The following is a 14,923-nucleotide window of genomic DNA, read 5'->3' as shown; positions in this document are numbered from 1 at the left end:
AGGGAAGTGTATCCGTTGTGCTATTTTATAGTACAACGGATTTTTTAGTTCATAAAACTCAGCACTTTCTCACCAAATTTTAATGTAAGCTTAATTGTTCTCTCTTTTTTCACCTTTAGTATAATCCTTAGAAACGAAAGAGATATACAAGGTGAAGGGAGAAATATTACATGCGTATTTTAGTTGTACCATCAGGATTTAAAGAAAGTTTAGGGGCGAAGGAAGCTGCTGATGTAATGAAAGAAGGGATTTTAAAAGTCATGCCGTTAGCTACTGTAGAGACTTTACCAATGGTGGATGGTGGGGAAGGTTTTACAGAGGCAATTATAAATATTACTGGTGGAAAAATGTATGAAGTAGAAGTAACGGGACCTGTAGGAGAAAAGATACAATCTTATTTTGGTGTTTTTGAAACGAGAAATGGTGAGCGTACAGCTGTTATTGAAATGGCTGCTGCAGCAGGATTACGCCTTGTACCGAGAAATTTACGTGATCCTAGAAAAACGACTACTCATGGTGTTGGGCAGTTAATAGAATTAGCTTTAAATAAAGGGGTAGATCGTATATTAATAGGGTGTGGTGATTCAGGAACATCTGATGGCGGAGCTGGTATGGCTGAAGCGTTAGGTGTAAAGTTTTTAAATGAAGATGGAAAGGAAATACAAATTCAAGGTGGAACCTCTTTATTACAAGTTTCAAACATAGATACATCACAAGTAGATGCTAGATTAAGGCATGTTCAAATCGATGTTGCCTGTAATTGGTTTAATCAATTATGCGGCGAGCAGGGAGTAGCGCGAGTATTCGGTCCGCAAAAAGGTGCTAACGAAGCCCAAGTAATAGAACTAGAAAAAGCACTGGAGCGCTATGCTTCTGTTATAAAAAAAGATATAGGTATAGATGTACATCATACGCCAGGTAGTGGTGCATCTGGCGGACTTGGTGCTGGACTGCAAGCTTTAATTGGTGCAACGCTTCATCCGAGATACGATATTATTATGAAGTATATGGATTTAAATAAACTATTGCTAGCGTGTGATCTTGTATTTACTGCGGAAGGAAGTATAGATTTTCAAACACCACGTGGAAAAATTCCAGCTGAGGTGGCTAAATGCGCAAAAAAATATGGATTACCAGTAATCGCATTAGTTGGGACAGTCGGTAAAGGTGCACGTATTAATTACGATTATGGAATTGATGCATATACAAGTATATTACCAATGCCATCTTCATTAGAAAATGCATTTTCTAATGCGGAGAAATGGCTTCGTGATTGTACAGAGAGTACGATGCGTACAGTTTTAGTTGGTTATCAAATCGCTTCTCGGTTGAATAAAAGTGGGTACGTATCATGATTGAAAAAAATGTAGTGGAATTACATGTGAACAGTACTGATCATCCGAAAACTAAGCCATCTTGGATTCTGCCCATAGCACTTATATTAATAGTAGAAATAGTTCTTTTGCTTCCATCGTCATTAACGATGGAAGCAAAATGGAGTTTGTTTGGATTTTGCTGTGCAATTATATTATGGACAACAACAACGATAAATTCGGCCTATATCGCACTTGGATCTGTCCTATTTCTAATTATTTCAGGAATAGCAAAGCAAGATCTTTTATTTGATTCGTTAGCTTCAGATGTCATTTGGCTTATGATCGGTTCCTTTATTTTAGGAAGGGCACTTCAAGTTACCGGTTTAGCTGAGAAAATGACGTGCTTTGTTGTAAATCGTGCTCGGAATATTTTGGGCTTGTGCGGGATTTTGACAATGATTATTCAAATACTCGCATTCTTTATTCCATCAACATCTGGACGCGCAGCGGTTGTATTACCTGTTTTTCAAGCTATATCAAAAGAAATTGGGAGTAGAAGAATTACGAAAGCATTAGCAATTTTAATGCCTACTATTATTTTAGTTTCAACAAGTTCTACAATTATTGGTGCAGGTTCCCATTTAATTGCCCTAGATATGTTAAAGGAATTTAATAATAAGGATATTACATTTGTGGAGTGGTTAATATGGGGATTTCCATTTGGATTCATAATGAGCTTTATAAGTTGTCGTGTAATATTATTTTTATTTTTAGACAAAGAGGAAGTAAAAACAAAACTGAAACAGAAAAAAGTTAAGTTTGAATTATCGCGAAATGAAAAGTATACAATCAGTATTTTAATAGCGATGGTAGCTTTTTGGTTAACAGAGTCGTTTCACGGTTTGGAAATTGCAACTGTAACGATAATCGGAGTGTTTTTATTAACTTTGCCAAAACTGGGCGTGATGCAGTGGAAAGAAAGTTTAAAAGGTGTCTCATGGAACTTAATTTTATTTGTTGGAGCAGCAATTGCATTAGGGAAATCTTTAATGGAGAGTGGTGCAGCGCAATGGATTATGCAGAAGTTATTTTTAGTAACAGAACTAATTAATAAGCAATCCATTTTCATCGTGTTACTCGTAATTGTTATTCTTTCAGTCACATCACATTTATATATTACATCTCACACAACGAGAGCGGTAATTTTTATTCCGCCATTATTATACTTTGCAAGTAGTCTACAGCTAAACGAAGTCGCTGTACTATTTTTAGGCATTGTTGGCATGAATTATTGTTTAACCTTTCCAGTCAGTTCTAAAGCATTACTTTTATTTCAAGAAAGTGATAGAGAAACTTTTCAGCCGCAAGATTTATTAAAGTTAAGTAGCTATTTAAGTGTTATGTATATGTTTGTAATGGTTGTATTTTACTATGCATATTGGCAGTGGGTTGGATTGTCTCTCTAAAAATCAGGAATATAATTCATTCCTGATTTTTTCATTAAGTCGAAAAGAATATTGGGTATTATTTCTTTTGGAGGAAAGTCTTACTTGTTATACTGAAATGGTATGAAAAGATTATATAATGTGGGAGGCTTTTATGGGAGAAAGGATTTTAATTGTTGAGGATGAAGAAAAAATTGCGCGTGTCGTGCAGTTAGAATTAGAGTTTGAAGGATATGAAAGTGAGATTGCTAAAACAGGAACAGAGGCAATGGAAAAGTTTCAAGCTGGTAAATGGGATTTAATTTTACTTGATGTAATGCTTCCAAATATAAGTGGGTTAGAAGTACTTCGAAGGATACGTTTGAAAAATGCTGCAATACCTATTATTTTATTAACCGCTCGTGACTCAGTTGTTGATAAAGTAAGTGGCTTAGATCAAGGAGCAAGTGATTATATTACAAAGCCATTTCAAATAGAAGAACTTTTAGCGAGAATTCGTGCATGTTTAAGAATTTCAAACGTAAGAAAAGAAGAGGAAAATAGTAGTTATCAAATTGCAGATTTATATTTAGACGAGAAAACACGAGAAGTGAAAAGAGGGAATCATTTAGTGGAATTAACACCACGTGAGTTTGATTTATTACTATTTTTAATGAAGCATGAAAATCAAGTGTTAAATCGAGAACAGATCGTAACGAATGTTTGGGGATTTGATTATTATGGTGATACAAATGTTGTCGATGTGTATATTCGATATTTACGTAAAAAAGTAGATTGTAATGTGGACGTACCACTTATTCACACTGTTAGAGGTGTTGGGTATGTCTTAAAGGTGTAGTATATGAAAATTAAAAATAAAATATATTTATTCTCTACAGTATGGTTACTACTTATTTTGTTACTTATTAATAGTTCTATATACTTTTTGTTTTATAAAGTTACAACGAACGGAGAGTTAGAACGATTAAAACGTGAGGCAGTACATATTATAGAAGGAATGAATGCGGAATCAGCCAAAGAAATAGACGCAGTAAATCTACTACAACCATACTTACCTTCAAACGGTATGATTAGAGTTATTAATGAAAATTCAAATGTAATGATTAGACAAGAAGTGGATAGTACAAAACCAATCCCAGCAGTAAATACGAAATTTGAAAGAAAAGAATCGGCGGGAATTTATGAGAAGAATGGTGGGAAATTCGCTTATATAAAAATGCCAATTATTTGGAATGATGGGAAAATCGTTTCGTTAGAAATGACAGAACGTTTAGATAGTTTGCAAGAGAATTTAAATATGTTAAAAAATGTATTAGTTATTGCTTCACTTTTCGTTTTAATTCCGTCTTTTTTTGCGGGAAGAATGTTAAGTAAACTCATTTTAAAACCTGTAAACTCTTTAATACAAACAATGGAACATATACAAGATAGAGGGATATTCAAAAAGATATCGCTAGAAAAAAAATCAAAAGATGAATTGTACAAAATGGGAACGACATTTAATAAAATGATAGATTTATTACATCAAAACTTTGAAAAACAACAGCAGTTCGTTTCAGATGCTTCACATGAATTGAGAACACCGTTAACAGTTATTGAAAGTTATGCAAAATTATTAAAAAGATGGGGAATGAAAAAACAAGATGTTTTAGAGGAATCTGTAGAAGCGATATACTCCGAGGCAGTAAGAATGAAAGGTATGACAAATCAAATGTTACTGCTTGCCAACAGTAGTGCGGGGTGGAAGTTGGAAACGAAAGAATCAGATGTAGTTCGTTTATGCAAGTTGACTGCGGAACAACTAGAAAAAACATATAATCGGGATTTTCGTGTTATTACAAAGGAAGAAAAGATTGTTGTAAATATTGATGAACAAAAAATAAAACAAGTATTAGTAGTATTATTGGATAACGCAATGAAATACAGTAAAGATTCAATCGATATGATAGTAGGAATACAAAAAGAAAGAGTCTTTTTTTCTATTCAAGATTACGGTATGGGAATTCCTAAGGAGGATATACAGAAAGTGTTTGATCGCTTTTTTCGAGTGGATAAAGCGAGGAGTAGAGAAACAGGAGGAACAGGTCTAGGATTGTCGATTGCGAAACAAATTATTGATGCTCATGAAGGGAATATACAACTGGAAAGTGAAGAGGGAAAATGGACGAAAGTTACCGTATATTTGCCTCGTTTTTTATAAAGAGATAGGAGCTTGAAAATGAAAAAGAAATGGAAGGTTGCATTGTTACTTTGTTTTGTGCTTGTAAGTGTGGCTTTTGTATCACAACGTATTGTTTTTAAGCAAGGAGAAAACATATTATCTGAAAAACAAATTCAGAATATTGTGTCTGAACAGTATCCTGGAAAAATAAAAAATATGAAATTAGTAAACAAAGGGGAACAAGATGTATATAAGGTAAATCTTTCAAATGAAAAAGGCTCATATGAAATAATAGTAGATGCTCAAAGTGGTAACATAAAACGTGCAAAAGAAATATCATTAAAAAGTAATACAATAACGAAAGAAAAAGCGGAAGAAATGGCACTTCAGAAAGTACAGGGGATCATTAAACAAACTATATTAGAAAAAAGAAATGGGATAGAAGTATTTGTTATAACGATAGAAACAAATGTTGCTCAAAGTACATTAGTTGAGATTGAAAAAACAACTGGCAAAATTCAATTGTTACAGAAACAAACGACAAAAGTTACAGAGCAGCAAGCAAAAGAGATTGCAGTGCAGCAAGTACAAGGGAATGTGAAAGGGATAAGACTAGAGAAAAAGAACGAAAAAAATGTCTATGTAATAGAGATAGAGAAAAGTGCGAATGAGAATGTAATGGTAGAAATTGAAGAAGCGACGGGTGCTTTTATTGGTACTTCACAAATACAAAAAGTCGTTACAGAAGAGCAGGCGAAAGAAGTTGCGTTACAAAAAGTACCAGGCGGTTTTATCGAGAAGGTAAGTGTAGTCAATATAAATGGTACGTCTACCTACCAAATTATAATAAAAAAACAAACAGAAACGGTTGATGTAAGAGTACATACAATAACAGGTGAAGTCATGTCTACTACAGCAGTAAATAATGCTATTCAGCAAAAGGAGTCATCTCAACAACAAGATGACGATGATCAAGAAGAAGGTACTGATGATCACGGTGATGATCACGGTGATGATGACGAAGGATAATGAAAAAATAAAAGAGGTTTCTCATCAAATTTTCATATAGCCCTTGACAGTTATAAATATAACCGATATACTTCATATTAATTTCAAAAGAAAATATATTCTAAATATTAAAATGTGTTGAATAGGAGTAGTAAGGTCGTATATTTGTACAGAGAGCTATGGGTTGGTGTGACATAGTCAAATGACATCCTGAACTCGCCTAGGAGCAGTAAGGTGGAACGGAATCACATTCTTAGTAAATCTTAACGGTTAACCTTCGATATTAGGTTTGTAATCAAACGATTACTACTAAGGTGGATTCATAATGGAATCAATAAGGGTGGTACCGCGTTAAGTAAATGGCTTAGCGTCTCTTTATATAGAGACGTTGAGCCATTTTTTTATTTTATGGAAATAGAAATGGAGGTTTTATTCGGATTGGTTTAAAAGATTTAATTATTTATATAAAGTAATTTAACTAGGAGGAAAATAAGATGAAACAGACGGAGCAATGGACTTCGAAATTAGGTTTTATAATGGCTGCAGCAGGATCAGCAATTGGACTTGGCGCAATATGGAAGTTTCCTTATATCGCTGGGAAGAGTGGGGGAGGAGCATTCTTTTTAATCTTTATATTATTTACTGTATTAATTGGACTACCACTACTTATAGCTGAATTTATGATTGGACGCAGTACGCAGAAACAAGCAGTTGGAGCATTTAAAAGTATCGCACCTAATACAGGATGGCACTGGATTGGACGCCTTGGCGTTGGAACTTGTTTTATACTACTTTCGTTTTATAGTGTTGTAGGTGGATGGGTGTTAATTTATTTATTCAGAGGAGTAACGGGACAACTTATTACTCCGGGACAAAATTATGGAGCATTATTTACTGAAACAATTGGAAATCCCGCTTGGGCGATTATGGGACATTTCGCTTTTATGTTCATTACGATTTGGGTTGTATCAAAGGGTGTACAAAATGGAATTGAAAAAGCAAGTAAATATATGTTGCCAGCATTGTTCGTTTTATTTGTTGCTCTTATTATTCGTTCATTAACACTTGATAATGCAATACAAGGTGTGAAGTTTTTCTTACAACCAGACTTCTCAAAGATTACTTCAGAAAGTATTTTATTCGCGATGGGACAATCATTTTTTGCGATTAGTATCGGGATTTCGATTATGGTTACCTATAGCTCGTATTTAAATAAAAAAGAAAGTTTACCAAAATCAGCAGTTACAATTGTTGGATTGAATTTATTTGTTTCATTATTTGCAGGTCTTGCTATCTTTCCGGCCGTATTTTCATTAGGAATGGAGCCGACAGAAGGTCCTGGATTACTATTTATCGTATTACCATCTGTATTTAGTCAAATTCCATTCGGTGGGTTGTTCTTAACAGTATTTCTTGCACTATTTACATTTGCAACATTAACATCGGCATTTTCTCTACTAGAGACAGTTGTTTCAGCATTAGCAAATGGTGACCAAGAAAAGAGAACGAAATTATCATGGATAATCGGTTTCGGCATTTTCTTAGTAGGTATACCATCCGCGTTATCATTTGGAATATGGAGTGATATTACGATTTTCGGAAAGAATATTTTTGATGCAGTAGACTTCTTATCTAGTAATATATTAATGCCACTTGGAGCACTATTTATTAGTATTTTCGTTTCATTCAAAATGGAAAAGAAGGTGCTAGAAGCAGAGTTTTTTGTAGGTGGAAATTATGGAAAGAAAGTATTTACTTGTTGGGCGTTTTTACTTCGATTTGTAGCGCCACTTGCAATAATCATCGTCTTTTTAAATGTAATAGGGATTATTTAATCTAGGATGTTATAATATTCAGTAAAAAAGAAGGTGATGATTATAAAGGCGAATTTGATGGGAACAGGGAAATACATGAACATTAGAGGGAAAAAGCTATACGTTGAAACGTATGGAAATCTTAAAAATAAACCAGTCCTATACTTGCATGGTGGACCAGGAGAAAGTTGCTATAATTTTTCATTTCATCAAGCGGAACGTTTAAAAGATGCTTTATATGTAATAATGATAGATCAAAGAGGTGTTTGTCGCTCAGAAGAAATTACTGAGGACGAAGCTTTTGGATTAAATGATTTGATTGAAGACTGTGAGGAACTAAAAAAAGTATTACAAATTGAGAAATGGTCTGTCATTGGACATTCTTTCGGTGGATATGTAGCATTGTTATATGCTTCGATATATCCAAGTTCAATAGAGAAAATCATATTTGAAGCGCCAACTTTCGATTTTGCATTAACAAGTAGAGCTTTGTTACAAAAGACAGGGCATTTATTAAAAAAGTATGGAAAAGAAGAAGTAGCAGAAGAGTCCATCGCTTATTCATCTAGCAATGCTACTTCAGAAGAGTTGCTAGATGCTTATATAAGACTAAGCAATGAATTAGAAGAAAATAGAATGGGGATTTACAATTATAAGGAAGATGTGACAGACGAGAGTTTGTATAGTGATGAAGAGTGGGAAGTATTTTCAAATCGCTCCAAAATTCATTTTGATAGATTAAAAGTAGAAGGAGCAGTTCATACTTCATTATTACAAAAAATAAAAGATATACAAAATCCAATGTTATTAATTGTAGGAAAACACGATGCAGTAACGTGTGAAAAACAAATTGAAATATTTAATAAAGATGCTCAAAATGGGGATTGTATTGTATTCGAAGAGAGTGGTCATACACCGCATTATGAGGAAGCAGATAGATTTGCAGAAACAGTCATGCATTTTTTGAAATGAAGAAAAGGGTGCTTCTATAAATGAGAAGCACCCTTTCTAAATTTCTGGATATGTGATTGTTATGTTTGGCCATTTACTTTGCCAATTCTTTTTAATAACTCTGTTTTTGTACATATGTATACGTTCTTTTGTTTCAAGAAAATGAGTTGTTGGCCTCACTTGTAAGGAAAGAACATCTTCAATACCACATGGGGCTGTTAATATGACGTTGTTTAGTTCGTCAAGCGTAACTCCTAAAGCGGTCGCTGTTTCAGGAAACCTAGAAATAGCATCAACGGAAGAAGAGTACGGTGGCATATTATTCACTACATGCATACGAGCTTGATTTTTTACCGACCAAGGTATAGAAGCATCCATATTTACCAGTGCTTTCTCTAGTGATTGCTCATATACCTCATCTGTATGTAATTGATCAAAATAAATGACATCAATATCTGGTGTAGCCGTTCGTATTTCGTAGTCATGTAAAGTATCCCAAACTTTAGAGCGAACAAATCCGGCGCAAATCCACCAATCTGGTAGCTCTAGTGATTTTGCCATTTGTAATATATCCATCATCCATTCGTCGTTTTCGATTAAGCGAATTATATCTTGCTCTGTTTGTATAGTCATTTGTTATCCCACCTACTATTTTTATAGAGGACTAATTCATCAGTTTAATAATCCATGTGATCCAGTAAGCACCTGGTATGAATAACAGTTGTGCTAATAACGTACCAAAAAGTCTAGAAATCATTAGCCAACCATACATTTTACTCATTGCTTCTGCACCTTCTTCTGATTGAAGAGCTCGCTCTGTTAAAAGAGCGATACGTGGATCGAGCAGCACTGTTAATAAAATAGTAGCAAAACCATTAATAAGGCCAGAAGTTGTAGTAGCTTTTGTTGCGTAAGCTGGAAGTAAAAAAGAAGCGTATAGGGCTGAAAGAACACCAGCTGTATAAATTGCAGTAGCAAACATGTTAATAAGCATAATACGTTTTGGAATACCACCGATACGCAGTCTATGAATCATTTCTAATTTTGGAAAGCGTACGTATTTTCTTGTGTACTTTAATTTTTGAATGTTATTTGTTTTCATCATTCGAATGAAAGAACCATCTGTTTCAAAGTTTTGAATGACGTATCCAAATAATTTGGTCAAAGTTGGATACAGTATAATTGCAAGTAAAGTACCGACAGAAGCGGATAATAGAACGAGCCGTATAGTATGTTCTAAATTAATGGAAGCGTCTCGTTTTGCCTCATCGACAATCCCGCCGATTAAAAAGGCTTGTAGCATGTTAGATGTTCTTGATATAAGTAACACCATGCCTACGACAGACAAAGCAACAGCAATTCTCTTTAAACGCACTCCAGCTAATCGAATACTATAAGAGCTTGTTTCAACCGCGTGAATAACAATTGTGAAAACCATTATAACAATTAAGGTTATTGACATTAGATTCACCAGTTTCTATTAAAATAATTATAACCTTTTTACTTTATCATATGTATTCCATTTTGTAACTGAACGTATGTGACATAGAATAAGAAATTTCCGAAAAGATAAATAATGATAGTATAGTAAAAGGTAGGCATGAAAAAGCCTTCTATATAATATGCAAAGTAAATAGGAGCGGGGGATTAAATTTGTACACAACATTTCTATTTGACTTAGATGGAACCTTGACGGATCCGAAAGAAGGAATTATAAATTCAGTATTATATGCATTAAAAAAGGTTGGAATTGAAGAATTACATGTAAGCGAGTTAGATTCATTTATTGGTCCACCCATCCAGCAATCATTCGTAGAGAGATACAATATGAACGAAGGAGAAGTTGAACGAGCTGTTTTTTATTTCAGAGAGTATGTAAAGCAGCGTGGATTGTTAGAAAATAATGTTTACGAGGGTATTCCAAATCTCTTAAAACAATTAAAAGATACCGGAAATCATTTATTTATAGCAACTTCAAAACCTACTGTATTTGCAAAACAAGTACTAGATCATTTTCAACTAACGAATTATTTCGAAAGTATCATTGGAAGTAATTTAGATGGTACAAGAATAACGAAAGAAGAAATCATTGCTCATATTTTACAAACAAATGAAGAATTTAATAAAGAAGACATTGTTATGATTGGAGATAGAAAGCACGATATAATCGGTGCGAATCATAATAAGATTGCTTCAATTGGTGTTTTATACGGTTATGGTAGTAAAACAGAATTGACTGAAGTTGGTGCGACTCATATAGTAAAGGATGTAAAAGAACTACATCATTTTTGTTTAGAAAATAGTTTGATAAAGCAGTAAACATAGAGACTAAAAATCCCTTTATAACGTATGACGATGAAATCGTTTATCCCGCGTTAACGGACAGTAAAACTCCCACCTCAAAATTCAGTTGGAGCAAAGAAGTTAGGTGGGAGATCAACTGTCCGTAAACGTCCGATTGGTTCAACTAATAATCAGTGGGGGATGTACAAAACCCCCACTGATTAAAGTTTCACTTTATGTTTAAAGGGATTTTTCATATGTAATCGAATACTTATAATTAGACATTTTTAGCATGAAAAATTTGTATGAATAAGAGGAGGGATGTCAGAAATAAAAGATTAGTAGAAGTTTATCAATAAAAGTTTGAATTTTCAGTTTAAAGGAGGGGTATGATTGGAGCTAGTTATTATATTATTAGCACTTAGTTTACTTATGTTTGTAGCATATAGAGGGTTTTCTGTTATTTTATTTGCACCGATATTTGCATTATTTGCGGTATTTTTAACAGAGCCTAGTTTTGTATTACCTTTCTTTTCGAATATCTTTATGGAGAAAATGGTAGGTTTTATTAAACTATATTTCCCTGTATTTTTACTTGGGGCAATATTTGGAAAAGTAGTAGAAATGTCAGGAATTGCAGACTCGATTGCAAAGACAATTATAGAGTTAGTTGGTGAAAAACGTACGATTTTAGCGATTGTATTAATGGGTGCTATTTTAACGTATAGTGGCGTTAGTGTGTACGTAGTAGTGTTTGCTGTATATCCGTTCGCAGCTAAGCTGTTTCGACAAGCGAATATTCCGAAGCGTTTAATCCCTGGAACGATTGTACTTGGAGCGGTCACATTTACAATGGATGCGCTACCTGGATCACCACAAATTCAAAACGTAATACCTACAACATTTTTTAAAACGGACATTTATGCTGCGCCGATACTGGGTATTGTAGGGGCAATTTTTGTACTGACGTTAGGATTACTATATTTAGAGAGTAGACGTAAGAAGGCGAAGGCAGCAGGAGAAGGGTATTTTGGTTTTAACGATGGGGATACTGAAATGGCAGCTTCTTTGCAAGTGCAAGTAGAACAAAAAGATATGCCATTACTGAAAAGCATTGAAATTACAAGAGTTCAGCAAGTGATTGCTTTTATACCACTTATTTTAGTAGGTGTAATGAATAAAGTTTTTACTATTATGATACCGAAGTGGTATCCGAATGGTTTTGATTTTTCTGCAATTGGCATGAAAGCATTTGGAAAAGTAGAATTAAGTGCAGTAGTTGGAATTTGGTCAGTAGAATTAGCACTTATTATAGGTATTGTAACAACGTTATTATTATATTGGAAACGAGTAGTAACAGGATTTCAAGCTGGATTGAATACAAGTATTGGTGGAGCGTTACTTGCAACGATGAATACAGGAGCTGAGTTTGGATTCGGTGGTGTCATTGCAGCACTTCCAGGATTCGCGATTATGAGAGATGGTATTTCTGCCACATTCACAAATCCTCTAGTGAATGGAGCAGTAACGACAAATATTTTAGCCGGTATTACAGGCTCTGCATCAGGAGGAATGGGAATTGTTTTAAGTGCGATGGGAGATAAGTTTATTGCAGCGGCTAATCAATTTGATATTCCATTAGAAGTAATGCACCGTATCGTGTCAATGGCATCGGGAGGAATGGATACATTACCACATAACGGAGCTATTATTACTATTCTTACAGTAACAGGTTTAACACATAAACAGTCATATAAAGATATATTTGCTATTACAATTTTGAAAACGGTTGCTGTATTTTTAGTAATTGCATTCTATACTGCAACAGGAATTTATTAAGTCGATATTTTATAAACTAAAACATTAATTAGGGTAAGAAGGGGTGGGGTACTTGCAAGAAGTTGCTGAGTTTCGTATGCCGAAGTCCGTATTATATGGAAGAAATTCGCTAGAAAAGCTGGGGGAACAATCTAAGAAGTTGGGGAAAAGAGCGTTTATAGTTACGGATACAATTATGGAGAATTTAGGATATGTTGAGAGGTGTATGCAACAATTAAATACGAAAGGTATTACTGTTATTACATATAATAAAGTAAATGCTGAGCCTACAAATATACACGTGTTAGAAGCGTTAACTATTTGTAAAGAAGGAAAGTGTGATTTTATTATTGGTATTGGTGGTGGAAGTTGTATTGATGCGGCGAAAGCAGTTGCGGTGTTATATACAAATGGTGGAGAAGTGGAAGATTATGTCCAAAAAGATATGGAAATAGACAAAGATCCGCTACCACTAATTGCAATCCCAACAACTTCTGGTACTGGATCGGAAGTAACAAGTGTAGCAGTAATTACGAATAAACGAACAGATGTAAAAATGATGATGAAGCATCCAAATTTCACACCGCAAGTAGCGATTATTGACCCAATTTTAACGCGTTCGGTACCACCTCATATTACAGCAGCAACAGGGATAGATGCATTATGTCATGCAGTCGAAGCATATATTTCTAAAGTTTCACAATCGCTTACCGATGTACTTGCACTTTCCGCTATTGAAAGTATTATGAAATATTTACGTAGTGCATATGAAGATAGAGAGAATATGGAGGCAAGAGAAGCGATGATGATTGCTTCTTTACAAGCTGGAATCGCATTTTCAAATGCATCTGTTACGTTAGTTCATGGAATGTCAAGGCCGGTAGGAGCGTTATTTCATGTACCACATGGTATATCGAATGCAATACTATTACCTACAGTTTTAGAATATACAAAAGTTAGTGCAGTAAAAAGACTAGCGGATATTGGTCGTTGTTTAAATAAAGATTTGTATTCCTATTGTGATGAAGAAGTAGCCGACTACACGCTGGGAGAAATAAAAAAACTTTGTTTTGATCTTCGTATTCCAAATTTAAAAGAATACGGAATTGGTGAGGTTGAATTTGAAAAAGCTATTTCTAAAATGGCATCAGATGCAATTGAAAGTGGAAGTCCAGCAAATAATCCACGTGTGCCATCATATGATGAAATTAAACAGTTGTATCGAGAATGTTTTCATTATCAATATGAAGATTCTATAAAAACATTCGGTAATTAATTTCAGAATATTCTTATAAAATTTCCTTGGAAATAGTTAAAACAAGACTTTATATTATAAAGTCTTGTTTTATTATGTATAATATACATAATAAAATGTTGTGATTATTTTTGAAAAACAGTATAAGGTGGGTGTTTGTGTAATGAAAACAATAGGTTTAATTGGTGGTATGAGTTGGGAATCAACTTCTGAATATTATCGAATCATAAATGAAGAAATAAAAGAGAGATTAGGAGGGTTACATTCAGCAAAATGTATGATTAATAGTGTGGACTTTGAAGAGATTGAGCGATTCCAGTCTAACGGAAATTGGAATGGAGCGGGAGAAGTATTAGGGAATGCAGCATATTCGTTACAGAGGGGAGGAGCAGATTTTATAATTATTTGCACAAATACAATGCATAAAGTAGTTGAGAAAATAAAGGAGAATATTCATATTCCAGTCTTACATATCGCTGATGCAACTGCGAAAGAAATTAAAAGGAAAGATATTCAAAGGGTTGGTTTGCTTGGAACTAAATATACAATGGAGCAAGATTTTTATAAGTTACGCATAGAAGAGAATCATATAAAAGTAATGGTTCCATCAGAAAAGGATAGAGATAAAATAAATGAAGTAATATATAAAGAATTGTGTTTAGGAAAGATAACATCCCAATCTAGAGAGTATTATAAAAGAGTTATAGAAGAGTTAGTAAAAGAAGGGGCACAAGGAATCATATTAGGTTGTACAGAAATAGGGTTATTAATAAAACAGGAAGACATATCCATTCCGGTATTTGACACAACTTATATACATGCAGTTGAAGCAGTTAATTTCGCTTTACAAAATAGATTATAATTATATTATG

13 protein-coding genes and 1 other annotated feature are annotated in these 14,923 nt (G+C 34.0%); of the genes, 11 read left to right on the top strand and 2 right to left on the bottom strand.

Translation table 11 applies throughout. The features are described 5' to 3' along the window. Nucleotides 1–170: 170 nt before the first annotated feature. The 7 genes from JDS82_RS16290 to JDS82_RS16260 all read left to right on the top strand — a co-directional run bounded on the left by JDS82_RS16290 (nucleotide 171) and on the right by JDS82_RS16260 (nucleotide 8,716). Entirely contained in the window at nucleotides 171–1,355 is a 1,185-nt protein-coding gene (locus JDS82_RS16290) for a glycerate kinase family protein (protein ID WP_088058332.1), read from the top strand. After that, nucleotides 1,352–2,782, top strand: coding sequence for an SLC13 family permease (locus tag JDS82_RS16285; RefSeq protein ID WP_199713590.1), 1,431 nt, complete (start codon nucleotides 1,352–1,354; stop codon nucleotides 2,780–2,782). Before JDS82_RS16290 ends, JDS82_RS16285 begins: the two co-directional genes overlap by 4 nt. Before the next feature lie 133 nt (nucleotides 2,783–2,915). After that, the gene (locus tag JDS82_RS16280) at nucleotides 2,916–3,599 is read left to right on the top strand and encodes a response regulator transcription factor (protein ID WP_048560534.1); all 684 of its coding nucleotides are present in this window, start codon (nucleotides 2,916–2,918) and stop codon (nucleotides 3,597–3,599) included. A gap of 3 nt (nucleotides 3,600–3,602) precedes the next feature. Continuing rightward, nucleotides 3,603–4,961: a HAMP domain-containing sensor histidine kinase gene (locus tag JDS82_RS16275; RefSeq protein WP_199713589.1), complete on the top strand. Its 1,359-nt coding sequence runs from the start codon at nucleotides 3,603–3,605 to the stop codon at nucleotides 4,959–4,961. 18 nt (nucleotides 4,962–4,979) lie between these two features. After that, complete coding sequence (locus tag JDS82_RS16270; RefSeq protein WP_199713588.1) at nucleotides 4,980–5,951, top strand: PepSY domain-containing protein; 972 nt, start codon at nucleotides 4,980–4,982, stop codon at nucleotides 5,949–5,951. A gap of 108 nt (nucleotides 5,952–6,059) precedes the next feature. Beyond that, nucleotides 6,060–6,308, top strand: a binding site (T-box leader). Between the two features lie 116 nt (nucleotides 6,309–6,424). Continuing rightward, nucleotides 6,425–7,765: a sodium-dependent transporter gene (locus JDS82_RS16265; protein WP_076537359.1), complete on the top strand. Its 1,341-nt coding sequence runs from the start codon at nucleotides 6,425–6,427 to the stop codon at nucleotides 7,763–7,765. Nucleotides 7,766–7,801: 36 nt separating this feature from the next. Continuing rightward, nucleotides 7,802–8,716, top strand: a complete 915-nt coding sequence (locus tag JDS82_RS16260) for an alpha/beta fold hydrolase (protein WP_199713587.1) — start codon at nucleotides 7,802–7,804, stop codon at nucleotides 8,714–8,716. Between the two features lie 36 nt (nucleotides 8,717–8,752). Here JDS82_RS16260 and JDS82_RS16255 read toward each other — a convergent pair whose 3' ends face one another. Next, nucleotides 8,753–9,328 (bottom strand): nucleotidyltransferase family protein, encoded by a 576-nt coding sequence (locus JDS82_RS16255; protein ID WP_000155283.1) that lies wholly within the window; start codon nucleotides 9,326–9,328, stop codon nucleotides 8,753–8,755. Nucleotides 9,329–9,359: 31 nt separating this feature from the next. Continuing rightward, nucleotides 9,360–10,157, bottom strand: coding sequence for a lipid II flippase Amj family protein (locus tag JDS82_RS16250; protein WP_199713586.1), 798 nt, complete (start codon nucleotides 10,155–10,157; stop codon nucleotides 9,360–9,362). Between the two features lie 191 nt (nucleotides 10,158–10,348). Here JDS82_RS16250 and JDS82_RS16245 point away from each other — a divergent pair, with 191 nt between their 5' ends. From JDS82_RS16245 to JDS82_RS16230, 4 genes are all read left to right on the top strand, one after another. Next, nucleotides 10,349–11,014: an HAD family hydrolase gene (locus tag JDS82_RS16245; RefSeq protein WP_199713585.1), complete on the top strand. Its 666-nt coding sequence runs from the start codon at nucleotides 10,349–10,351 to the stop codon at nucleotides 11,012–11,014. Nucleotides 11,015–11,371: 357 nt separating this feature from the next. Beyond that, a complete protein-coding gene (locus JDS82_RS16240) occupies nucleotides 11,372–12,817 on the top strand; it encodes a GntP family permease (protein ID WP_000424302.1) in 1,446 nt (481 codons plus the stop codon). A 52-nt stretch (nucleotides 12,818–12,869) separates the two neighbouring features. Beyond that, nucleotides 12,870–14,072 carry an alcohol dehydrogenase EutG gene (gene eutG / locus JDS82_RS16235; RefSeq protein WP_001158512.1) on the top strand — a complete coding sequence of 401 codons (1,203 nt, stop codon included), beginning with the start codon at nucleotides 12,870–12,872 and terminating at the stop codon, nucleotides 14,070–14,072. Between the two features lie 142 nt (nucleotides 14,073–14,214). Next, the gene (locus JDS82_RS16230) at nucleotides 14,215–14,913 is read left to right on the top strand and encodes an aspartate/glutamate racemase family protein (RefSeq protein ID WP_048566485.1); all 699 of its coding nucleotides are present in this window, start codon (nucleotides 14,215–14,217) and stop codon (nucleotides 14,911–14,913) included. Nucleotides 14,914–14,923 lie beyond the last annotated feature (10 nt).

Source organism: Bacillus cereus group sp. N14, assembly GCF_016483555.1.
Lineage (GTDB): Bacteria > Bacillota > Bacilli > Bacillales > Bacillaceae_G > Bacillus_A > Bacillus_A wiedmannii.
This window is presented reverse-complemented; position numbering and strand designations above follow the sequence as displayed.

Excerpts from the sequence above, each read along its gene's own strand:
- JDS82_RS16290 (WP_088058332.1), top strand. The coding sequence starts at position 171 with ATGCGTATTTTAGTTGTACCATCAGGATTTAAAGAAAGTTTAGGGGCG.
- JDS82_RS16285 (WP_199713590.1), top strand. The coding sequence starts at position 1,352 with ATGATTGAAAAAAATGTAGTGGAATTACATGTGAACAGTACTGATCAT.
- JDS82_RS16280 (WP_048560534.1), top strand. The coding sequence starts at position 2,916 with ATGGGAGAAAGGATTTTAATTGTTGAGGATGAAGAAAAAATTGCGCGT.
- JDS82_RS16275 (WP_199713589.1), top strand. The coding sequence starts at position 3,603 with ATGAAAATTAAAAATAAAATATATTTATTCTCTACAGTATGGTTACTA.
- JDS82_RS16270 (WP_199713588.1), top strand. The coding sequence starts at position 4,980 with ATGAAAAAGAAATGGAAGGTTGCATTGTTACTTTGTTTTGTGCTTGTA.
- JDS82_RS16265 (WP_076537359.1), top strand. The coding sequence starts at position 6,425 with ATGAAACAGACGGAGCAATGGACTTCGAAATTAGGTTTTATAATGGCT.
- JDS82_RS16260 (WP_199713587.1), top strand. The coding sequence starts at position 7,802 with ATGATTATAAAGGCGAATTTGATGGGAACAGGGAAATACATGAACATT.
- JDS82_RS16255 (WP_000155283.1), bottom strand. The coding sequence starts at position 9,328 with ATGACTATACAAACAGAGCAAGATATAATTCGCTTAATCGAAAACGAC.
- JDS82_RS16250 (WP_199713586.1), bottom strand. The coding sequence starts at position 10,157 with ATGTCAATAACCTTAATTGTTATAATGGTTTTCACAATTGTTATTCAC.
- JDS82_RS16230 (WP_048566485.1), top strand. The coding sequence starts at position 14,215 with ATGAAAACAATAGGTTTAATTGGTGGTATGAGTTGGGAATCAACTTCT.